This window comes from Staphylococcus sp. 2S1 (assembly GCF_046721335.1).
GTDB classification, from domain to species: domain Bacteria; phylum Bacillota; class Bacilli; order Staphylococcales; family Staphylococcaceae; genus Staphylococcus; species Staphylococcus equorum_A.
Window position 1 is genome coordinate 643,130 of sequence record NZ_JBEUUJ010000003.1, and the last position, 22,540, is coordinate 665,669.

At 30.7% G+C, this 22,540-nt stretch carries 25 protein-coding genes; 3 read left to right on the forward strand and 22 right to left on the reverse strand.

What is annotated here, in order from left to right; translation table 11 throughout:
* The 7 genes from ABLV90_RS03510 to ABLV90_RS03540 all read right to left on the reverse strand — a co-directional run bounded on the left by ABLV90_RS03510 (position 1) and on the right by ABLV90_RS03540 (position 6,208).
* Positions 1-1,071: an ABC transporter ATP-binding protein gene (locus ABLV90_RS03510; RefSeq protein ID WP_427708223.1), complete on the reverse strand. Its 1,071-nt coding sequence runs from the start codon at positions 1,069-1,071 to the stop codon at positions 1-3.
* Positions 1,072-1,081: 10 nt separating this feature from the next.
* Positions 1,082-1,897, reverse strand: a complete 816-nt coding sequence (locus ABLV90_RS03515) for a carbohydrate ABC transporter permease (RefSeq protein ID WP_069832535.1) — start codon at positions 1,895-1,897, stop codon at positions 1,082-1,084.
* Positions 1,887-2,762 carry a carbohydrate ABC transporter permease gene (locus tag ABLV90_RS03520; RefSeq protein WP_460872164.1) on the reverse strand — a complete coding sequence of 292 codons (876 nt, stop codon included), beginning with the start codon at positions 2,760-2,762 and terminating at the stop codon, positions 1,887-1,889. Before ABLV90_RS03520 ends, ABLV90_RS03515 begins: the two co-directional genes overlap by 11 nt.
* A gap of 20 nt (positions 2,763-2,782) precedes the next feature.
* Positions 2,783-4,063, reverse strand: coding sequence for an ABC transporter substrate-binding protein (locus ABLV90_RS03525; protein ID WP_460872165.1), 1,281 nt, complete (start codon positions 4,061-4,063; stop codon positions 2,783-2,785).
* Positions 4,064-4,183: 120 nt separating this feature from the next.
* Positions 4,184-4,462, reverse strand: a complete 279-nt coding sequence (locus ABLV90_RS03530) for a glycerol-3-phosphate responsive antiterminator (protein ID WP_460872166.1) — start codon at positions 4,460-4,462, stop codon at positions 4,184-4,186.
* 25 nt (positions 4,463-4,487) lie between these two features.
* The gene (locus tag ABLV90_RS03535) at positions 4,488-4,763 is read right to left on the reverse strand and encodes a glycerol-3-phosphate responsive antiterminator (protein WP_460872167.1); all 276 of its coding nucleotides are present in this window, start codon (positions 4,761-4,763) and stop codon (positions 4,488-4,490) included.
* 182 nt (positions 4,764-4,945) lie between these two features.
* The gene (locus tag ABLV90_RS03540) at positions 4,946-6,208 is read right to left on the reverse strand and encodes a putative glycoside hydrolase (RefSeq protein ID WP_460872168.1); all 1,263 of its coding nucleotides are present in this window, start codon (positions 6,206-6,208) and stop codon (positions 4,946-4,948) included.
* 283 nt (positions 6,209-6,491) lie between these two features.
* Here ABLV90_RS03540 and ABLV90_RS03545 point away from each other — a divergent pair, with 283 nt between their 5' ends.
* Positions 6,492-7,049: a GNAT family N-acetyltransferase gene (locus ABLV90_RS03545; RefSeq protein ID WP_460872169.1), complete on the forward strand. Its 558-nt coding sequence runs from the start codon at positions 6,492-6,494 to the stop codon at positions 7,047-7,049.
* Between the two features lie 333 nt (positions 7,050-7,382).
* Here ABLV90_RS03545 and ABLV90_RS03550 read toward each other — a convergent pair whose 3' ends face one another.
* From ABLV90_RS03550 to ABLV90_RS03580, 7 genes are all read right to left on the reverse strand, one after another.
* Positions 7,383-8,186 (reverse strand): hypothetical protein, encoded by an 804-nt coding sequence (locus ABLV90_RS03550; RefSeq protein ID WP_460872170.1) that lies wholly within the window; start codon positions 8,184-8,186, stop codon positions 7,383-7,385.
* Complete coding sequence (locus ABLV90_RS03555; RefSeq protein WP_460872171.1) at positions 8,161-8,676, reverse strand: hypothetical protein; 516 nt, start codon at positions 8,674-8,676, stop codon at positions 8,161-8,163. The genes ABLV90_RS03550 and ABLV90_RS03555 overlap by 26 nt, the downstream gene beginning before the upstream one ends.
* Positions 8,666-9,649, reverse strand: a complete 984-nt coding sequence (locus tag ABLV90_RS03560; RefSeq protein ID WP_460872172.1) for a hypothetical protein — start codon at positions 9,647-9,649, stop codon at positions 8,666-8,668. The genes ABLV90_RS03555 and ABLV90_RS03560 overlap by 11 nt, the downstream gene beginning before the upstream one ends.
* A gap of 80 nt (positions 9,650-9,729) precedes the next feature.
* Positions 9,730-10,329: a hypothetical protein gene (locus ABLV90_RS03565; RefSeq protein ID WP_460872173.1), complete on the reverse strand. Its 600-nt coding sequence runs from the start codon at positions 10,327-10,329 to the stop codon at positions 9,730-9,732.
* Positions 10,319-11,035 carry an ImmA/IrrE family metallo-endopeptidase gene (locus tag ABLV90_RS03570; RefSeq protein ID WP_427708226.1) on the reverse strand — a complete coding sequence of 239 codons (717 nt, stop codon included), beginning with the start codon at positions 11,033-11,035 and terminating at the stop codon, positions 10,319-10,321. The genes ABLV90_RS03565 and ABLV90_RS03570 overlap by 11 nt, the downstream gene beginning before the upstream one ends.
* The gene (locus ABLV90_RS03575) at positions 11,019-11,387 is read right to left on the reverse strand and encodes a hypothetical protein (RefSeq protein ID WP_427705848.1); all 369 of its coding nucleotides are present in this window, start codon (positions 11,385-11,387) and stop codon (positions 11,019-11,021) included. The genes ABLV90_RS03570 and ABLV90_RS03575 overlap by 17 nt, the downstream gene beginning before the upstream one ends.
* A 131-nt stretch (positions 11,388-11,518) precedes the next feature.
* Positions 11,519-11,677 carry a hypothetical protein gene (locus ABLV90_RS03580; RefSeq protein ID WP_427705846.1) on the reverse strand — a complete coding sequence of 53 codons (159 nt, stop codon included), beginning with the start codon at positions 11,675-11,677 and terminating at the stop codon, positions 11,519-11,521.
* A gap of 106 nt (positions 11,678-11,783) precedes the next feature.
* Here ABLV90_RS03580 and ABLV90_RS03585 point away from each other — a divergent pair, with 106 nt between their 5' ends.
* Positions 11,784-11,942, forward strand: a complete 159-nt coding sequence (locus ABLV90_RS03585; RefSeq protein ID WP_427705844.1) for a hypothetical protein — start codon at positions 11,784-11,786, stop codon at positions 11,940-11,942.
* A 39-nt stretch (positions 11,943-11,981) separates the two neighbouring features.
* Here ABLV90_RS03585 and ABLV90_RS03590 read toward each other — a convergent pair whose 3' ends face one another.
* Complete coding sequence (locus tag ABLV90_RS03590; protein ID WP_460872174.1) at positions 11,982-12,860, reverse strand: helix-turn-helix transcriptional regulator; 879 nt, start codon at positions 12,858-12,860, stop codon at positions 11,982-11,984.
* A 264-nt stretch (positions 12,861-13,124) separates the two neighbouring features.
* Between ABLV90_RS03590 and ABLV90_RS03595 the strand changes: the two genes are divergently transcribed.
* Positions 13,125-13,490 carry a DUF4870 domain-containing protein gene (locus ABLV90_RS03595; RefSeq protein ID WP_427705840.1) on the forward strand — a complete coding sequence of 122 codons (366 nt, stop codon included), beginning with the start codon at positions 13,125-13,127 and terminating at the stop codon, positions 13,488-13,490.
* A gap of 127 nt (positions 13,491-13,617) precedes the next feature.
* Here the strand turns inward: ABLV90_RS03595 and dcm are convergent, their stop codons facing one another.
* The 7 genes from dcm to ABLV90_RS03630 are packed head-to-tail and all read right to left on the reverse strand — an operon-like array spanning position 13,618 to position 22,368.
* Complete coding sequence (dcm, locus tag ABLV90_RS03600; protein ID WP_460872175.1) at positions 13,618-14,913, reverse strand: DNA (cytosine-5-)-methyltransferase; 1,296 nt, start codon at positions 14,911-14,913, stop codon at positions 13,618-13,620.
* A 20-nt stretch (positions 14,914-14,933) separates the two neighbouring features.
* The gene (locus ABLV90_RS03605) at positions 14,934-15,626 is read right to left on the reverse strand and encodes a hypothetical protein (RefSeq protein ID WP_460872176.1); all 693 of its coding nucleotides are present in this window, start codon (positions 15,624-15,626) and stop codon (positions 14,934-14,936) included.
* The gene (locus ABLV90_RS03610; RefSeq protein ID WP_460872177.1) at positions 15,604-15,930 is read right to left on the reverse strand and encodes a phospholipase D family protein; all 327 of its coding nucleotides are present in this window, start codon (positions 15,928-15,930) and stop codon (positions 15,604-15,606) included. Before ABLV90_RS03610 ends, ABLV90_RS03605 begins: the two co-directional genes overlap by 23 nt.
* Before the next feature lie 3 nt (positions 15,931-15,933).
* On the reverse strand, positions 15,934-16,611 hold the full coding sequence (locus ABLV90_RS03615) for a hypothetical protein (RefSeq protein WP_427705835.1): 678 nt from the start codon (positions 16,609-16,611) through the stop codon (positions 15,934-15,936).
* Positions 16,612-16,615: 4 nt separating this feature from the next.
* Positions 16,616-17,566, reverse strand: coding sequence for a hypothetical protein (locus tag ABLV90_RS03620; RefSeq protein ID WP_427705833.1), 951 nt, complete (start codon positions 17,564-17,566; stop codon positions 16,616-16,618).
* 2 nt (positions 17,567-17,568) lie between these two features.
* Positions 17,569-19,599 (reverse strand): hypothetical protein, encoded by a 2,031-nt coding sequence (locus ABLV90_RS03625; protein ID WP_460872178.1) that lies wholly within the window; start codon positions 19,597-19,599, stop codon positions 17,569-17,571.
* Between the two features lie 3 nt (positions 19,600-19,602).
* Complete coding sequence (locus tag ABLV90_RS03630) at positions 19,603-22,368, reverse strand: Z1 domain-containing protein (protein WP_460872179.1); 2,766 nt, start codon at positions 22,366-22,368, stop codon at positions 19,603-19,605.
* Between the last annotated feature and the right edge of the window lie 172 nt (positions 22,369-22,540).

The window sequence follows — 22,540 nt, forward strand, 5'->3', positions numbered from 1 at the left end:
TTATCGCTCCTCAATATTTATTTCTGTATTTGGGTCAAACAATGTTACTTTATTCATATCAAACTTTATATTTACAACTAATTGTTCAGGCTTGTCATAACTTTTCACAGTCAGTGTCTGTTGGTTTAACTTACCAATGAGACTGTAGCATTCACCTAAATTTTCAATATCTTCTATTTCAAATTTCAGCTCCGTTGGTTCGTCTGTAATATGAACTGCTTCAGGACGAATACCAACTAAAAGTTGATGCCCCTCATACTGATTTAGATGTTGTTGTTTTAAACTTTCTGCATTAATTGAAAGTTGGTCATCAAATTTAAGTCGATGCTTTTCATATGTTGCATCCAAAATATTCATCGGAGGTGCACCAATAAAACGCGCCGTAAAGACATTACGTGGATGATTATAAATATTTTCAGGTGTATCGAACATTTGTATTTCACCCTTATTAAACAATGCAATACGATCTGCCAATGCCATCGCTTCTAACTGATCATGCGTAACAAAAATAAAGGTATGTTGGTACATGTCATGTAAATGCAACAACTCTCTTCTTGCAGAAACACGTAATAAGGCATCTAAATTAGACAACGGTTCGTCTAACAAGAAATATGAAGCATTTTTAACAACTGCACGCCCTAAGGCAACCCTTTGACGTTGTCCGCCTGATAATTCACTCGGTTTACGCTCCTTTAAATGATTTAAATCAAGTATAGAAAGTGCTTGATCCAGTCTCTTGCTAATCTCTTCTTGTGGGACTTTATTCCGTTTCAATGCATAAGTAATATTTTTCTCTACACTCATATGCGGATACAGTGCATAGTTTTGAAAGACCATCGCAATATCTCGTTCCCCCGGTTCATAACTTGTTACATCTTTATCATCAAAAAGAATTTGACCGTCTGAAACACTTTCAATACCTGAAATCATTCTGAGTATCGTAGACTTTCCACACCCAGAAGGACCTAAAAACACAACACGTTCACCGTCATTTATTTTTAAAGTTAAATTCTCAATTACTTTGGTATCACCAAATGATTTACTTAAATTTTTTAATTCTAAAGTACCCATTGTCATCCTCCTATTTAATTCCACTAGTAGTAAAGGTATCGATAATAAAACGTTGGAACACTAAATATATAATGAGTGGAATCGCCATTGTTAAGACACTTAAGGCCATCGCCACAGTAAAGTTTGTTCCTCCTTCTGAACTTACAAACAGTTGTAATGCTAAAGGTAACGTATAATTTTCTTCATTTTTCAACATTAAATTCGGCCAGATATACTCATTCCATGACAATATGAAAAACCAAATACTTGTAGATGTTAGTGCGGGCTTAGTAATCGGCACAATCACATCTTTCATCGTGTGCCACACTGAAATATTATCTACTTGAAGCGAGTCTAATAAAGCTCTTGGAATATTACGCATAGACTGCGTTAACATGAATATGCCAATTGCGTCTGCAAGCTGCGGTAAAATGACGCCCCAAACTGAATCCACAAATCCTAAACGTGCCATAATAATGTAGTTCGGAACCATTGTTACTGTAAATGGCACGAAAATCGTTGCTACAAGTACCATATATGTCACTTTTTTAAATTTAAATTGGTAAAAGACAATGGCAAACGCTGCTAAAAATGAGATTGCCACTTTAACAATCGTAATCACACTCGCAATTACAAATGTATTCGTTGTAATTTGTAGTAACGGAATATCGTTAACTAACTTATCGAAATTTTCCATCGTAAATGGTATCGGAATTAAATTAAGCATGGAGTCATACGCATAACTTAACTTTTTGAATGAATTACTTACCGCAAAAATAATCGGATAAATTGCCAATAATATACACGTAATTAATACAATATGCGCAATATAAGATTTAGTTTTCATACTTAACCCTCCTCTCAACCACTAAAAACTGAACCAGTAATAGTAAAAAGAAAATAACTAGCGTAATTGTTGATACTGCGACTGACATTCCTGTCTTATATAAGGTGAAACCTTCGTGGTAAGCGTGATAGATTAAGTTACTACTCTGATAATTTGGGCCGCCTTTAGTAATGACGCTAATGGGCGTAAAGACATACTGTAACCCTTGGACAATCGTCATAATTAAAATATAAAACCCTGTCGCCGAACTCATCGGTAAAATAATATCGATAAAAATACGCGATGGTTTTACATTATCTATTTTTGCCGCTTCAATCATCTCTCTTGGAATACCGATAATACTTGAATATAGTACTAGGAAGTTATAACCAAATACTTTCCAAGCAACGATTAAACTAATCACGAATATGACCTGACCATTTGTTGTCGTCCAGTTCGGTATCGATAATCCAAATACACCAAGTATTTGTGCTACAGGCCCTGATACAGGATTCAGTATCCAAAGGAACACCATCGCTCCTACCACTAAAGAAATTACGGAAGGTATAAATAATACCGTTTGATAAATCCGTTTACCTTTGCCTACAAAGTAATCTACAATAAATGCAAAAATGTAGGTCATCACTGTATTAAATGCTATAAGTAGTGCAATATAAGCAAATGTCTGAACGATAATCATATAAAATTTAGGATCTGTAAAAAGATCAATATAATTATTCAATCCCACAAATTCTTTATGTGTTTTAACCATATTCCAATCAAAAAAGCTTAAATATACGGTATAAATTAAAGGAATAATGTTAAATATTAAAATGATGATTACAGATGGTAATAACAGTGCGTAAGGTAACCATTTTTTATTCATTACGCGTCCTCCTCAACTCGTTAATCTAATTCCTGATTAATTCTATTTTGTGTTTCTTTCATTGTTTGGTTTACATCTGCATCTTCACCGAGTATCTTATCTCGCATATCAATGATCTGTTGTTCAGCTTCTAAACCACTATTACCAGGGAAAGCAGCCCATGGTACAACATTGCTCATCTGTTTAATTGCGGGTTGCATCATTTCATTTTCTGCAACATATGCTTTCAAGCCATTCGGATCATCTACAACATCGTTACTTGGCGGCACATAGCCTGTACCTTTTGTCCATTTCGCCATGTTCTCTACTTTATATAGATACTTCATAAACTTCCACGATGCTTCTTGTTCTTCTTTTGTATCTGAAGTAATACCTAGCATTGATCCACCGGCTGGGACTTTTTTCTCTTTTCCTTCCCATCCAGGCATTTCTATCGCTTCCACATCAAACTTGGCATTATCTTTAATATGTGTTTGTTTCGCATTGGTTGTAAATAACATACCAACTTCACCGTTAATAAAGCTTTGTTGACCTTGTTCATCATTTGTATGTAATGCTGATTTATTTTTCACCATATCTTGCATCAATTGATACGCTTCTACGCCCTCTTCACTCGCAAATGATGCTTTTCCATCTTTAACAATATTGCCACCGTTACTATCAACGATTGCTTGTTGTGCCTGACTATCAGCCGGTTCTTGTATAAACACGCCATATTGATTTGATTTATTTCTAATCGTTTCAGCGTATGTTTTAACTTCTTCCCATGTTTTCGGACCACTTTCATCTAAATTTGCCTTACGTAAAATATCTTTATTTATAAACATTACGGGGCTACTGACAGAATATGGCAAGCCTAATTGTTCGCCTTTTTCATCCTGTGCAATACTCAACATTTTATCGTCGAATTTTTTCTCTATAAATTCCTTGTCTTCTGGAAATGATTCGTTGATGATTGCTTCAGGTGATGTATATTCAAAGTTATCCTTGTAATAGTTTTTAAATGACCAACCAATTTGAACAACATCTGGTGTCCTTCCTCCCGCGGCTTCAGACATCATATTCTGTATTAATCCTTTATACATGTCCGGATTATATTTAGATTGCACGTAAACATCATCACTTTGCGCATTAAAATCTTTCACAAGCTCTTTTACTGTTTTACCACCTTGCGTCTCAGCATTGACATGCCAATATTCTATTTTGACCTTGCCATCCTTTGTCTTATTGCTGTTTCCTTCAGCGCTACAACCGGCTAAAATTAACAATCCAATACACAATAGAAAACCAATTTTTTTCATTTGCCTTAAAACCTCCCAAAAAAATAGCCAAATAAACGTGTAAATACACGCTTATTTGGCTCTCCAATTGCCTATCGTTTACTTGTCATATTCAATGTAACAAATCAATATTGAGTTTCATCAATGCTCATGTAAAAATTCAGTAAATTCTCTGCTCCACATCTCTTCATTCGCTGTCGATACGCCTAACGCACCATCTTCAAGTGCTTGAGTTAAGTAACTTGCTCTATCTACTAAACCCCCCATAATAATTGGTATCTTCACTTGTGACTGAATCGAGTTGATTAAAAACGATGTAATTGTTGGCATCATTTCTAACATATCAGGTTGGCTTACACGAGCGGTATTAATGATATTTTCTTTCATATCATGATCCGCTAAGAAGAAACGTTGTATCACAAAGATGCCATTTTTCTTAGCTAATTTAACATGGCTCGTTTTTGTGGTTACAACACCACTGGGGTTGGATCATTTGTTTTATATATTTAAAACCAAAATCATCTAATTTTAATCCTTTAATCATCTCTACATGAATATAAACATCAATGCCATATGATTGATACAGCTTCACATACTCTTTTATGTTTATAAAGTTGCCCGTTAAAATAAACACTGCTTTTATATTATCTTTATATTTTAGAACAGTTTCTAACTGTTTTTCATTTGTCACAGATGCAATCACTACTCTATTGTCTTTCATTTTATCCTCCACTTTATAAATATCTATAATACTATTTAAGCATTATTTTATTAATACAGATACGCCTTCACATTTAAAGTTTGTTAAAATTATTTGAAGCTTTAATATTGAGTCAAATACAACACACAAAAAAATTGCCGACAAAGTCTGAGTCTTTGTCGGCAATTTAATTTAGTTAAATATTACTTTTCTTTATCTTTGTTTTCTTTTGATTCGTTCTTTAACTCTTGTTTGTTTTCTTTTAATTTTTCCTTATCTGCTTCAGGTGTATAGTCTACGCCTGTTGTATAATCATTCGCGGCATTCCATAATAAAAATTCATTTACACCATGATCTTTAAGTGCTCGGACTTGGTCTTCAATAGCTTGACTATCGTACGCTTTATAATTTCCTTCACCCAAATATTGAGCAGTAAAATCTTGTAACCATGGACGTGATTTTGGTTTATCTTTGCCTAATGCATTTAACACTGACGTTTCTTTATCTAAATAATTATCTATTGCTTTGTACGGTTCTTTATCTGGTGTTGCAAGACCGAAATCTCCTGGACTCCAATGCGAAGGATAAATCATAGATGAAATTGCGTCTGTATTTTTCGCAATTTTAGGGAAGCTTTGACCTATACCAGGTGCTTCTTCGACCATCGCGACATAACCAAATACATCTGCTGATACTTTCACATCATAATCTTTCAATTCTTTTCTAGCTGTACCTAAAAATTGAGTAATTGTATCTACACGTTGATCTACATCACTTAACTTACTATTTTTATATGCACCTTTGTTGTACTGCAAACTACTTTCCACATTTTCAAAACCTTCAGGGAAACGCACGTAATCGTATTGAATATCTTTAAATCCAGCCTTAGCCGCCTCTTTAGAAATATCGATATTATAATCCCATACATTTTTATTAAATGGGTTAACAAACTTATCGCCACCATCATTTTCCCAAACTGAGCCGTCTTCTTCTCTAAATGACCATTCTGGGCGGTCTTCAGCTAATTTTGAGTCTTTAAAAGTAACTATTCTGGCAATAGGATAAATATTCTTTGCTTCCATTTGCTTAAGCAATGGCTTTGCATCCACGATGTCTATCGTATTATCATCAATCTGCTTATTACCAGTATTGAAATTGATTGTCACATTACCAGTGTCATCTTTAACATCAATGACCATCGCATTTAAGTCAGTCTCATTAATAAATTTCGTTAATTCTTTAAATTTTTCTCCATTTGTTGAATTTGCAGTAACATAAATACCTTTCACGCCATCTTTAGGATACGCAACGTCACTATAAGGTTTACCATTTTCTTTATCTTTTGATTCACTTGCATGATTTTTATGCTTATCTTCTTCGGAACCCTTTTGTGATGAATCATTCGCACACCCCGTTAATACAAGCGTCCCTGCAAGTATCGTTGATAAAATCAGTTTTTCTTTCATTATTAATTTACCCCTTAACATAAACTTAGGTATCCCTTCACGTTCGAATGCCTTGATTTTAAGTTTAGCACAATGCACTTATGTTGCAAACGTTTAATTATAAAAGTTATTGTTTATTATTAAGTCATTTTTTGTTATAACAAAATAATTGGACACTTTATATATTTAGCAATCGTAGAATTAAATAATTCCTTGTGAAATAATTTGATATTCAATTTATTTATATCATTTTAAGGGTAAATGTTAATATAAAATATTCGTGAGTCAGAAAAGGAGGATGCTTTTGTCACATATAACAATTAAACCTGCCTACCCTGAATTACAAGAAGGTGGGTATTTTAACCTACTAGCAATTGATGATATGGCCAAAGTCTTTTTCAATACAGATGATGAATCTAAACTTGAACAAGGCATGCAAAGTTTATGGCGTCAAAATGGCAATCGCTTTAGCTATAACAATACGATGATTTCTTTCGTAGATGGTCAACCCGTCGGCGCTATCTCTTATCTACCTTACGATACGCTTGAAAGTCAGACACTATCCACTGTCGAACAAATAGTGAAAATACAGAAACTCCAAATTGTGCCTCAGTTCATCAATAACTTTAAAGCTATAGTCGCTTTGATTAATTTAGATGAAGGTAGTTCTGGAGAATATCATGTAAGCATGCTTGCCACACTTTCTCAATTTAGAGGTATGGGTATAGCTAAAAAACTACTTACTTATGCTGAACTACTTGCTTTACATAAAGGCTATAATACTATTTCACTGACAGTAGAAATCAATAACGCTTCTGCCCGAGCGCTTGTACCAGAAACAAGGTTACGATTACGTGGGTGAAACTGGCGAAGGCGATATTAAAGTATATAAAATGCAGAAATATCTAGGTTAGTAGTTACTTTTTAAGATATGAAAAGCACGCACTCCTTTTAGCTAAGAAGCGCGTGCTTTATTGTTGTTTCGAGACATCCGGCATTGTCCGGCCAGACAACCCGATGACTGACCTTGTTGGTGTGATGGGGTGGAAGGAATGTTTCATGTAAAACATTTATAAATATTTTACATGCTTTTATACTTCAGGTTTTCAACATCTTTTAAATTATTGGTTCTTATAAATTCATTAGAACATTACTTGATTTTTGAAAAAAGGTGATGAAATTTATACCTATATATTTACGCTACCTCTTGAGACTCATCATAAACACTCTCAATAAAGGCTATGATTTCACTCTCTTCAGGACCTTTTCTTTCTTTAAACACCGTTATTACTAAATCATTAAATACTTTTCTAATAAATTCTCTAGATGATTCAGCAACAAACATAACTTTCAACATTTTATTAAAGTTTTTGTGTAAAAACGTTTCATTTAATATATATTCAAATTCCTCTTGGTTAACCCCATTCATAATTACATTATCAATAAACTCTTCTTTTGCAATTCTAATCATTTCTACTGCATCATCTTCAATGAAACTATCCATAATTTTCTTGGCGCTATATGAAGAAATTGTCCCTCCGATAGTTCCACCAATAATTGTTCCTATACCTGGTGCAAAAATGGAACCTAAGGCCATCCCACCTGCTGCACCTAAGCTTGTAGTTACTGTATTTTTCACAAGTTGTTTATGCGAAATCCTACCTTTTAACACATTATACACATCAGGTCCAAATGTTACTGCGGCATTTATTACTACCAAAGTTCCACCGGCTACAAATTTTGTAGCATTTTTTTGAGAATTCTTAAAAAACTTCGATGCAATTTGTGTATTAATAACTGATTGTCCTATTTTTTTACCTGCTTTACTCCCAGCAAATTGTGAAGCAAGCATATATGTAAAACCACTATATGCTACTGGTCTTACAAAAGCAATACTTGCCTTCTTAAATGACTGTTTCATATCTTGACCATTAGTCCTACATGACCAATAAACCCAGACACTTGAAATTACACTACCAGGAATTGCAGTACCGAGCACCTTCCATAAAATCTATACCTGCTGAATATTTTAATTTTTGTAAAAAAGTTGCTGTTTGTTTTTCTCCTTTTGCATTTATAAACTGAGAATGTGCTTTTTTATCAAAAATACTAGTTTGTGCAATTTGTGATTGATTATAGGTTAAAGTTCCTTTTTTTACATACTTATGAGCATTTCGTGGATCTGTTTCATTTGGTACTGCTTTACCATTAATTTTTCTTGCAATCTCTCTTAATGCTTCATTGTATTGGTCCTTAGGAACTTCAATAATCATCATTGTTTTTTTACTTTTACTATTATAAGTATATTTAGCAGTTTGTCTATTATCAATTGTATGAAAAACGCTATTAATACTATCCTTAGCAGATTTACAATATTTTGTTTGAATCAGTTTACCATTAACTATTCTATCTGCCCCATTTTTTGAATTATCATGTCCTAATCCTTTTGCATTTCTCAATTTCATTTTGTCTAATGCATTACCGAGCATGCTCTCCAGCTACACCATGCCCCTTAGCTTTAACTTTATCTCCAGTAAATTCATTGTTCACTTTGTAATTAGTTTCGCTAAACCTAGCATTTATTTGAGATTTATTTAAATCATCCATAACTCCAGGAGAAATACTTGCAAATTGTGAATTAATTGAATTATTTATTAAGGTTTCATTTTTCAATTCTTTAGTTTTTTGTTCAAATATCTTTTCAATGTCTTCTATTTGGCTTATATCTTGTTCTTTTGTTTCATCAACAAAAGCTTTTTCACTCAAAACATCGTTTACAGCCTTACTCCAACCAGAATTGATAGTATAATCAATTATTAAAGCTAAATTAGATGGCAATGATCTAATAACTAGAGGCTTCTTCTTATAATATAATAGTATAGATAAATGTCCTATCCTAATTTGCTTATATAAATCTTGAAATGATATATTTATTTTTTCATTTACATATTTATCCTTTTTATCTTCCTTATTTTTGTTTCGAATTTGGTTATTAATTACAATTTCATTTGTGTTTACTAAATATCCATATTCCATAAATTTCATTTCATTTTTCAATGGTCTTGCATTATAAATAACAGGATAGACATCATCAGATATATTATTTTCAGTTCCCATATTAAAGTATTCAGTTCGATTAATTGGAATGTTTTCACCCACCATATCAGATGGCATAATAAAATCAATTAAATCTTCACTAAATTTTATTGTACTTTCAGTATTAATGATACTTTTCTTCCAGTCATTAATTTGCTTTATATAGAATGAAATTAGACCCACGCTTATTAATAGACCACCTACTAGTGTAACTTTAATACCAACTATAAAGATAAAAACTATAAAAACATAAAAGAAGAGTATCATTCCAATAGATACTCCAACTGATAACAATGCAGAAAAATTAAATTTTTTATAGAATAAAGTACTTAATCCTATAATAAATATTAAAACTAGTATCGACATTTTACTTCTCCTTTTTATTTACTATTTCCACTATTAAATAAAATGATATTAGAAATTCACTGTCACTAACACTTCAAATATTATCCCATTAATAACTTCAATTTATCCCATCCGGGATCTTGATTTTGTTTTTTATATTCTTGTTTATTATTGCTCATTTTGATTTCTTTACTCGTAATCAATTTACTTGTCTCGAATTTTTCCTTTGGATTCACACTATATTTATCCAAAATCTCGTCCCAATTTATGATATTGATGTCTTCGTAATTATCTTCACTAATCTCTGATACAAATTTGCGATCGTTAGTCTTAAATTTCTCAATGCCTTTGTGTAATGCATATAACAAACTTGTGAATTCGCCTTTGTTTTTTTCTTGAATACATACTGCTTTAAGACCGTATTCATTTAATTGATGATTAATGCTTTTTTGTTCTAAAATTTCAAAATTTTCAAATAAAATAACTTTTAGCTTTCCTGCTTCTTTTAATATTTGGAAATTCATCGCTATTTCTTTCGATTTATCAGAACTCTTTCCCCACCGCATAATTTCCTTTTCAACTACATCTGAAAATTGTAAGTAACCATAATATTTAATTAACCGCTTGTAATAGCCTGACATTACTAAAAAGACCCATATGTCTGTGTCTACGATCGGAGTCGTTATATTGTTATGTCTCATTTAGCACCTCGATTTTCTCTATTATGCTATTAATTTTATGACTGTTTATTAAATTTTGTTGATGATTCTTTTGGAGTATGGACATAATATTAGAGGATATTTTGATATGATTGGTCGGTTGAATGACTGATGTTGAAAGATTGTTTTGTTCATATATTGCTAATAGTTCTTGTTGCTTTTCTAGTGAAGATAATTTTTTCAACGCTTTATATGTATTAAACTCTATTTTGCCTAACTGCATCCCCCTGATAACCACTGCGTTAAAACTCATTTGATAATAAACACTCATTTGAGCGATTATACTTGCATCTTCAATATTAAATTTTTCTGACCATTTTTTGATTTCTTCATCTGGCAATAACACTAATCCAGCAAATATTTCTGCTTCTCGTTCCTCAATTGAATTTGATGCAAAATCACTTATACCATTTTGGTGTTCCATATAATGATGATATACCTCACGCCATAATGAAAAATTTTGCCGTCCTAGACTATGATTTGCATTTACAAAAATAAATGGAAAACTGTCTTTTTTCATGTAAAATCCAGACAAATTGCTTGGCGCTTTTGCTTTTATAATATAATAGCCCATATTGGATAACAGAGTTAAAGAATCATTTAGTGGATACTGTAATTTATTCTTCTTTATCAAAGATTGCGCAATAGGTTGAATTCGTTTAATCGTCTCTTTATACTTTTCTTCCATCTATATCACTTCCGATTTTCAACTGGTATGTAAGCTCTTCAAAAATATCGTTTAACTGACTTACTTTATTATTAATTGCTTCATTGTTTTCAAGTGCTCTGAAAGAAACATTACTTAAATCTTCTTGTTCTAAATTTTCTAATAGTGTCTCAACACTGATCTCGAGAATTTTTGAAGCTAGTTGATATTCTTTAGGTGTCCATACAGCATTTAACGATAAAACCTTTTGCAAATCACTATAAGGAACATTAAATTTTTCTGAATTTTTTTGTAAGTCTTCATTTGAATCTAGTACCTTTTGTTTTACTAATTTTATAATTTCAGCTCGTGTATATTTTGGTATTAACTTCACAACTACCCCCCTTATTTTGAGTTTAGCACAACTATGTTAAAGATTACTATAAAAATATTTTATCTTTTAAAATTATTACGCTTTTTTTATTTTAAACATTCAATAACTCAAAAAAGACAGCTATTAACTGTCTAGTTTTTCAAACATAACTTCAATTTATTAAATATTGATTTGTCATTATATTTTAATTTTATTTCTTTAAATCGATCCTTTTTCCCACTATTATCATCTTCAATAACAAAAATCATTTCAACTATTTTTTGTTTCGTTTTATCATCTAACTTAAACATGTAATCAACTCCTTATTTATTAAAGCTATAATATCAATTTGAGTAGTCAAAAATTGGCTGCCTACCTTATGTATAATTGTCCTAAATTGAAAAGGAGCCGATATATGTGAAGACATTCGATTCTTATCACATCGTGTTAAATAATAAAGTTTACTCTGGTAAAGTAATTAGCGCTGTAGGTAGACACTTATTCTATGCCTCAATTAAAGATACACCGCTCAAAAAATTAACCAAAAACCTTAAAGTTATACGGAAAGTACAATAGCCCTAATCATCTCGAAATGATTAGGGCTATTGTTATGTTTTAATCTTTATATAATTGATTTATTTTGTTAATTTCCTCTAAATATGATGCTTTAATAGATTGTGGCGATATAATTTTCACTCTACTCCCTTGAGAAAGTAACCACATCATCACACCATCGCCAATGACTTCAATCTCTACTAAAAATCTGTTATTCACATAATCTTTTTTAAGTAATTGTGCTGTTGGAAAGCGATCTAGTACAGATTCAATAATTCCACCGTTAAATTCAAATTTAACTCTCTTCCAATCACCACCGTACATAAAGTAAATGCGTTTTTTTAATTCACCTTCTCTATAGTAAGGTGATTTGGGTAATTCTATTTGCTTAGTTATTTCATTATATTCTTGAATTCGATCTAATCGAAAAACTAAAACAGTTCCTTTAGTGTTAATACCGACTAAATAAAAATACAGTTCTGAATATGTTATATACATTGGCTTAATCGTATGTTGTCTACCTTTGTTCAAAGCATTAAAATATTCAAATGTGATAGCTTTACCTTTTAAAATGATTTCATTAATATACCAAATTTTATCTAATAATGGTTCCCCGTTATTCATTGATATATAATTTGTTAACTCCGATTGTATCGTTTTATTAATTATAGTTTTATCTGTGTCACTTAACTTAGAATTTAAATTATCGACAATCATATACAATTCTTCTTCTGTTAGACCTCTAGTAGAAATTAAAATTTTTAGTATTGCAAGGATCTGTTTCTTATCAAAATGATTTTCTCCATTATTCAACATATAATAAACATTATTCTGAGTATCATATTCAATTTTTAAATGCGCAGTCTCTTCTTTACTATCTAAAAATGCATTTAAATTCGAAATATAACGTTGTACAGTTCGTGCTTGATTTATTATCAAAAAAGCCTCTTATCTCTTGTTTAGATATTCTTTCCCCGTCCATAAACTTTAAATACAATTCTAATATCTCTGTAGATTTCGCCATAAAAATACCGCCTTATTTATCGATATGAGCATTATAGCACAAGCCTAAGTTAGTTATAGTTCCGTTTATAAAAGTGTTTGTTGATCATAGACATATTTTGACTATCAATCCATGTAACATATGTCTTGTAAAAGTAAATTGCTTTAACCGATTGAAAATTTGAAAATAAAGGTGAGAATATGAATTTACAAAACCAATCTAGAAACCCACACGTTTTCCAAAATGTTACACAAAACGAGAAAAGTATGGCTATGTTGCTTTGGATCTTAAATATTTTAACAGGATTTGTTGGTCCACTTATAATTTGGTTAATGAAAAAAGACGAATCAGCTTTCATTAATCAGCAAGGCAAAAATTACTTGAATTTCGCAATTAGTTATACATCTTATTTCATTATTTCATTAATTCTTACGATTATAATTATTGGCTATATCCCATTGTTTGTACTAACTATTGCGGCCTTCATTTATACAATTATTGGAATAGTTACAGTAAATAAAGGTGAAGACTTTGTAGTGCCATTAACGATTGAAATTATAAAGTAAAAATGGGTTGGGATAGACTGAAAATTCACCTACACCTTTTTCTGCTTAATAAAAATAAACCACTTTCATCTTGATGATGAAGGTGGTTTTCTATAATACATTAATTCTACTTTTGAAAAGAATAAACTCACGTTAAATATATTGTTTCTTCAACACTTTCTAGTTTACGATCATGCTTTTTAATTATTGTCTCATTAATTTCCATCAACTGTTCAAATATTACTTCCAAAACTTGTACAACAATACTGTTACCCGCAAGTTTTATTAATTTTGAAGTAGTTAATAATTTTTTACTTGATTCTGCAAAAATATTATTTTTCATTAATAAGTTAAATGAATCTTCATTAAAACCCATCAGCAAAAAGCACTCTCGCGGAGTTAAATTTCTATACTTACTGTTAATAGACGTCAATGGATTTTGATCATCATATAATATAATACCTGAGTTAGGATGTCTGTCTTGTTTTGTTGTTACTGTTCTTGCGAAAGTACTTAAAATTTCATTTTGTCCTTTAGCAAGTTTTTTATTCAACATATAGATTTTCTCACGAGACTGAGTGAATTGTGGAGTACTTTCTATTGCCTCATTTCTATATATATCATTGCTATAATCTAACCTCAAATAATTTTCTAATGATTTCATTTTAGAATAATCTACTTGGTAATTTTCAAGATTATTGTAGAAAAAATAATCTTGTAGCTCTTCGACCACTTCGTGATCAGTTGCTAATACACTTATCATATAAGTTCTAACTCGACTTTGCGGTACACCAAAATCTCTTGCATCTAATGTATATACTTGGTTAATATAGCCTAAGCTTTCTAAAAAAGAACACCATTCTTCAAAGTTTTTGATATGCTTATTTGATAGTATATTGCTAACATTTTCCATCAGTAAAAATTTAGGTAATGGTTTATTACTATTTTCTAAAGCAATCAAAATGCGTTCTATTTGCCATAATAGTGTACTTCGGTTGTTAGCATCACGATCTATACCGCCTTCATTTTTATGCCAATTACCGCTAATTGATAAATCTTGACAAGGAAAAGAGTAAGTAAGTAAATCAGCTTCAGGTAGGTCCTCAGCATCTACTTTAGTGATATCAACCAAGTTATTATTTCTATCTATAGTCGCAAGAACACCTTTTAAATGTGACATACTCATTGAATTAATACCTCTAGTGGTTATTGGTTCTTTGCCATCATTAGAAATACTATACTTTGATAATTCTTCTATTATCGACTGCTTTGTATGATGTCTATAATCTTTTAAATTTTGTGCACCATTATGAATGATATCGTAAGCATATATTGCGGCTATTTCCCATTCAACTGTTGCTTCTATTGAATAATCTACACCGATATTTTTAAGGGCTTGGGATTGGCTACCTATACCACTAAATGTCTCAATGACTTTAAACATTTGTTACCCTCCCTTAAAAATCATTTATCATAGTCATGATATAAACATTCTCTTCTTTTTTCGAAATAAAAACTTGTGAATCCAAGTTTATTTAAATCTTCATGCTTTATCGGACGACTTTCTTCCAACTCTATCATTTTAGCAATTTCATCATAAAAACTCCAATTTTCAAGATGTAACTCTCTATTAAATTTACCTTTTAATTTTGCATTGTAGGTTTTTCCATCAAATGCTATGATATTAAATCCATCATTCGGAAATAGATCTTTTAAAGAGTGTTTATTAGATTTTATTAAGTTTGAATCCTTATTTATCAAAACACTATTAATACCTGTAGTCTTCCATGAAGCATTAGCAATCTTATCGGTAACGATAGGTAAAATAATCCCACTATTATGTGGTCTCACCTTAAAACTTTTATTAAAATTAAATATTTTTCTTCTAATCGGATCTTTATTATCATTAGAATCATTATTTTTATAATTTCTTATTCGATTCATATTATCTTTTATTGATTTTTTATTTTTATTTGCTATTAATTCTAAATCGTCATCATCATAAAAGTTAATGAAGTCTTCTACTTTAGTATCTGTACATGATATTGATTTTTCATGCTGTCTCTGAAAAAGAGTTGAAAAATCTTCTTTAGCCTCAATTAAAAGCTCATTGTTATGAGAAAAACCATTTTCACTAAAGTTTGCTTGAACCCACAAAACTGATTGAATTAGAAACACCATAAAACTCATAAAGTTTAATATGTGTAGGATAACCTGAATATTGATAATAAACGTTCACATTTTCATTACTACAAGATAACTTCTGAAAATTTTGATGATTAGTATATGAAATGCCTTCACGCGACATACCAATATATAAGTCAACAATTATTTTCCCAACATCATCTAAAACTCTTTTAAGAAAAGTACTAGATGCGTATCCACTTATAATTTTCAACTTACTATACTTTTTACTATTTTTTAAAATTATTTTTTTATATAAGTCTTCTTCGAATATCATATTTTATTTCACCGATTCATATAAGTCTTTTACATACCTTTCAATACCACCTTCAACTAGGTCTGGCGACATGGTTAGGATTCTAGCAACGTTTAATATAAGTAATCTTCTGAATAACTTTCTGTCATTATAATTTTGATATTCTTTCATAATTTCACGGTAAAGTTCAATATTATAACCAATTCCTGATCTATCAACAAGTTGCATAATTGTATCTGTACTATTATTTTCCAATATTTTCAAAGTATCTTCTTCATTACCTTGCCAAGATAAATGTATGTACCACCATATTGTTTTCAACCATATTCTCCGGGTATCTTTATAAAAATGTGAATCATTAAATTCCCATCTAGCATGTACTATGTCAGGTATTACTTTTATTGATAGATATCTCCACACATCATCATTAACAGCTACCCTATTATTAAATCCGATTTCACTATTCAATAGTTTATAGATTTTAATTCCAAAAGCTAAATCAAACGTATAACCCAATTTATTTACATTATCTAATCCTAATTCATCAAATACCTCATCGCGAATAGCTATAAGTTCTTCTCTTAATGATAAAAATTCATCAAAAGGTTTAATCGGTACAATACCTTTACTTTCAACTGATAAATAAGCAAAGTCCTTGGTAGCTTTGCCAAGATCATAATTTATATTATCCCAGTTAATCATTCAATCACCCCTGTACCATTTCTTTTTCCATTGTTTCAAATAGCGAACTTTGTATAGTAAACATATCATTTGTCGTTATATTAAATGTTTCTACCCAATAAGATACTACTGCCAAAATTGTTCCGGGTATCAAACTATCTTCATCTTCTATGTTATTTTTCTCTACGTTGATAACTTCATTTATGATCATTGCCATAGCCTGAAGCGTAATTGTACCTGTTAACATCTTGTTAGCTTGACCTTCGCCCTTGTTTATTTTATTAAACATTGAATGCTTAGTATTAAACATTAAACTTAATTGTGAACTATCAAAATTGTCTTCACTTGCCTCAGTCCAGTTTTTATTCACCTTCCACAAAGGAGCATCTTTATCACTGAACTCAGTTATAGGGAAACTCGATCCTGATCCATCCACAATAATAGAAAATGAATTTAAATCTTCTAATGTTAATTTCATTCCTGGTTTATTGGCGAAAAATGGTTTAGTTTCATTAACTTGTTTGACAAATAAGAAGAAATCTAGATTTACTGTTCCTCTGATCGATTGAGCTTTAAAATTATAATCAAAATTTATTTGAACGTTTTCATCGTTATATCTAAAACTACCAATTTGAAGAATTTTTTGAAAACCTGAATTTCTAGAATGGATATGTACTGCATAACCTATTGTATTTTCTTTACAAGTCACTCCCTCACCTCCAAATAAAACCTTGTGATTATCTACTAACAAAGTTTGTTTTATATTTAAATTATTTTCATGCGGGGACCACATAGAATCAAATTCATTTATTTGAATATCAACATCTTCTAGTGAAGTCATATCTATAGGTTTTGGGTCATCTTCATTTGAATCATCATAAAATAATTCTAATGGAGAAAAGTGAATTTGTGCTTCTTCAATTTTAGCTTCATCTATTTTTCGATATAAAGCCACTTGATTTGTTGATTGTTTCATAATCATTCATCCCCTTCATTTATTTGTGAAGAAATAGCAAGATTTGGTATGAATTCACTTGTCTTCATTTTTAAAATTAGTTTTCCTTCTATAATTATTGGATTACTAACTGTTGATTTAATACGAATTTCGCTTTTGTCTTCTAAAATATCAAAATATATATTTGGGTCTTTAAATTCTTTATAATTTAATCCAAAATATTCTTCTTCAATATTTTGAATAATTAAATCCTCAATTTCAAAAGGGAAATCATTATTACTAACTTTGTTTATCCACTCATCTTTTTCTATTTTTTTATCTTGAGATAAAATTTGAATAAAAATACGATTAGTTGACTCTTTTTGAATACTAGTATTAAATTCCACTTCAACTGTATGCTCATCGATAGGGTTAGATCTAACGACTTTAATATCAGAAATCCTATTACGCTTACCAACAGTTCGTTTATCTTTATTGATATCTTTTTTACTTGATGATGTTTTCCCATAATTTTTAGGAGGTAATAACATTTTTCCAAACTTCCTTGATAAGCCTGATGTAGCAGATGATTTCTTCTCTATCGTTTCACCTAAAAAGTAATCATTAATCTTCTTAGCTGTATATTCTTTAATTCTGCGTACGATTCCAATACCATCTTCATCAACCCAATTAGCATGGTCTGCATTTTCTGTAGCTCTCAAATATTGCTCCAAATCTTTATATCCTAGTTCTTGATATTTATCTATCAATTCTTTACTGGAATTAGGAACAAAAAATCCCAATAAATTATGATCTTCTTTCAGAATATTAGCTTTAGGGGACCATTCACCATCCACACTATATTCTATAACCATTCCTGGTTTTCGTGTATATGCAATTATTTTCGAATTGTTTAGTTCGATTTTCATTTCATCTTTAACTCCGATATATTCTAAGGGAGAATATTTATTGTTTGGAGGTATCATCTGCATATATTTTCTATCAACCTCTATAAATGCAACATGTCCTACTGGTACTTTACTCGGGTCTTTCATAGCATTTCGTTGTAAATGCACAGGTTCTACAATAATATTTTCTTCCATTGCTTTACCCATAGCGGCTGATGTATATAAATTTTGGAAAATATCAAAAGTTGGTTCCGTATTGTATTCTTTAATAAATCCAGAATCATTTACAGTACAATTCAACATTGAATTACCATTAATATTTTTATAATTTTCATTCATTAACCTTGGCATATACCATCTTTGAACTGCTATTCTAACTGCATCTTCTCTAGAGTTTTCCCACGGATATTTTTTCTCATCTTTTACTTCTGAAAACATTTCATTCCTACCTAAATAAGGAACAATTATAGTTGTACCAGTTTCATTTTCAATATATCTTTCCATACCAAAAATTTCTAAGAAACTTTCAATTTCAGCGACATTTGTAATAGGCAATAATTGATTTTGATCGTTTTCATCAAATTGCCCCCACCAAGCGATTCCTCGTCCATTTTCTGGCAATAAACGTTTTTCTTGTTTTGGGCTTTCAATTAAAGATGCGATTAATCTTTCTTCATATCTTTCCTCGTGTTTTACACGAGTATAATAGATAACTATGCCTACACCTAATCTAAAATAGCTTGTTTTTCCTAACCCCCAACTACCTCCAACACCTTCTGCCTCTTGATTTTTACCAATACCAAATACAAGTTTAAAAAAATTACTTTTATTTGCGATTGAAGCATCAGTTGCTCTATAGTCACCAGTTAAACCACTAGTGTTACTATCTTTGATAGCAATAAATTCTTCATTACCACTGTACCTCTCATTTAATGTTTCAGATATACCTTCAAAATACCTAGCTAAACTAGGAGAATTGAAATTTCCTAGTTTGAAATTCACTTTAGTTTCTTCCATATCAGGCAATGTAGCATCTAAACTATTTTGTAAAGATTCGCGAACAAGTAAGTCTAAAACTGGCAAACTTTTATTTTGAAGTGAACGTAATATCGCATCGCCATCTTGAGACATACTTTGAACATCATTCACAGCATTTTTTATCTTCATAATCTATTCTTCCTCCCAATCATCAATAAATTCATCTTCATCTATCATCCTAGTTGAAGTGTCTATATTAGCTTTAATATATGTTGTCAAATTTTTATTAGTTTGATTTTGAACACTAGGAATCATAATATTTATCCCAATTATATCTTCTTTAAAGTTAAGTGGTTCCCTTGATTTGCTTCTAGATTGATTAGGTTTAGAGTCCTTATCAACTTTGTAAATAATTAATTGTGGGACTTTATTAAGCCCATAATTATTACGAATTTTTTGTACCTCTGCTACTTTAGCATTATTCAACTTAATATTTTCTTCTATATCTGCCAAAAGATCTGAAGGAGTTCTTAAAACACCAATACTTGTAATTTCACCGTTACTTTTACCTCTCAACTTAGAACGATTAACACTAGAAGGTGAGTAACCATGAATATTCCATTCTTTATTTTGTTCTAGGGTATTATTTATATCACCTACACTAGATAAAATAACATTCCAATTTTCAAATTCTCCACCCTTTTTTTCTAACCATTCTATTAGTGCGGGAAGTGTCGACATTTTTGTATCTACCTCTGAAACTTTATATTCCTCTAAAAATGCATTAACTTTCTGTGTTTCTATATTATTCCAAACCATCTTACTACCTTTAATTCTTGGAGATTCTAAATTATTAAGGAAGTTCTCAGTAGCATTTATATTACCCCTCAATATATTAATATCATTTTCAAAATATACTGTCTGGCTATTAAAGCCAGCAAAATCGAACTCTGAAGGTTCTGTCGCCTGACTTTTATTTTTAGCAGTAATTCTTATTAATTTATAATTTGGTGAGTTTTTAATTCTAGGTGCATAATCTAACGGAGTATTACCATTTTCTGCATAATCTCTAATTTCATCTCTCAATTCCTCATTCATTTGACTCAAAAAGGTAAATCTTTCTTGTGCTAAACCATCCATCCAAACTCGTGGAAATAATTCATATCCTTTACGATATCCAAACCATCTTCCCATTTGCATCAAAGTGTCTGCTTGGTTTGTTGATCTTAAGAAATAAGTAGTAGTTAATCCTTCTAAAGTTAACCCACGCGATAATGTATTCCCACCAACAACAATAAAAGCGGGCGCTTCTTCAGGCATATTATTTTTTTCTGGATAGATTAATCGCACGTGTTGGTCTTTAGAATTTGCTCTACTATTATCAATAGCCATATGTATTCCTTTATGATAAATTGGGCTATCATTTTCATCTAGATTAACGTGCGAAACAAAATCATCTGAATTTAAATTAAAAATTTTATTTAGTTCTATTGATATATCTGACCAATCTGGATAATTTGGTACTTTATTGAGACTTGAATAACCATTCATATTTTCTTTGAAATGTTCAAAAGTAAGTGTGTATTTTTCTCTTTCATACAAGTCTTTCATGTTGCCTAATATATCTTCAGAGTTATCCTTCATATGAATTAAGTACTGCTTGATCTTATCAGCGATTATATTATGGTGGTCTATTTTAAAACTAGTATGCACTAACATACTAATAGGTTTTCTATATCGTAACTTTCTCATACAAGCTACAGTGATTAAAAACCATTGAATGGACTCAGTAAAACTTATCGGAAGTGGTTGATTAAATTCACCCTTTTGGATCTCACGTACTATTTCTGCATCCCTTTCATTTATTTGCAGTACTATATCCAAACCTGGACTTTTCTCTGGCTCTTCCATGCCAAATAACTGTCTTGGACCTATATAATCTTCTGATGGTTCTAATAAAGATATAAAATCTCTAGGATATAGTGAATCTTCTGAAGTTTCATTTAATACGTTAGCATATGGTGTTGCCGTATATGAAATGTAATTCATCCCAGAAAAATTATTATTATTCACTAAATTTCGAATCAATTCATTAATTGCAGTATATTCTCCGTCATTTGTATCTTTAGTATTTATACTCGCTTGATCTGCTTCATCATCAATAATTAAAATTTTCAATTGTCGCGATTTATTCATATCTAGTAGCAACCATTTAGATAATTCTTTTAAACGACTTTTATTTTTTAAAGATACTGTAAAGTACCTATCTCTACTTTTAGGTGATAAGTTGAAATTGCTAATTTTATGTTCTGGCATAGTTGATCTAACTTTAGGATTATCAATGTGCCTCCAGTTCCACTTACCACTTCCATATGCATTCATGTCATCAAACAATCTATTAGCAGTTTGTTTACGTAAGTTTTCAATAACACCAGAAAGCACAATAAAGTAGTTAAAACCATTATCAGCTGCCATTGCCATCAATCCCGCCATATTGGCTGTTTTCCCCGATTGAACATTACCAACAACAAGTCCTTTAATCGGCCTATCTTCTTTAGTATCAGTAGATAAACTTTGCAATATATTTATAGAGGATCTTTCAATTTCATCAATAGATTTGCTAGAAAAACCTTTATCATTTAAATTTCTTTTATAAAGTTGCCATGCAGAATACTTATCTGACGCTATTTTTGCATTGTTTTTTATTTTTCTTCCGAGCTTATTTAACTCTACTTTTCTATCTAAGTTTTTCAAATAAATAACAAGTAGTTCCCACTCTTCAATGGTAATTGGCTCTTGTCCACTAGCTAACGCAAGTGTTTCCAAAAAATTCGTTTTACTTTTAGTATCATCATTTAAAAATTCTAAATTTAGTATCTCATCCCATGTTAAACCGCTATTTTTATGTTTATCAATTGCCACTTTATGTAACTCATATTTATCATTTGCAAAGCTCATATTTATTAACCCCTTTTTATCTTTATTGAAGTGATTGTCATAAAATGTATATACAATACTATTGTAAGTTATTATATCCCTAATTCACATCTTTTAGTGATCTTTTTTAATATATCTTTATTTATATTGGCATTCATTTATAGCCTTATTAAATTAGAACAATACAAAAATG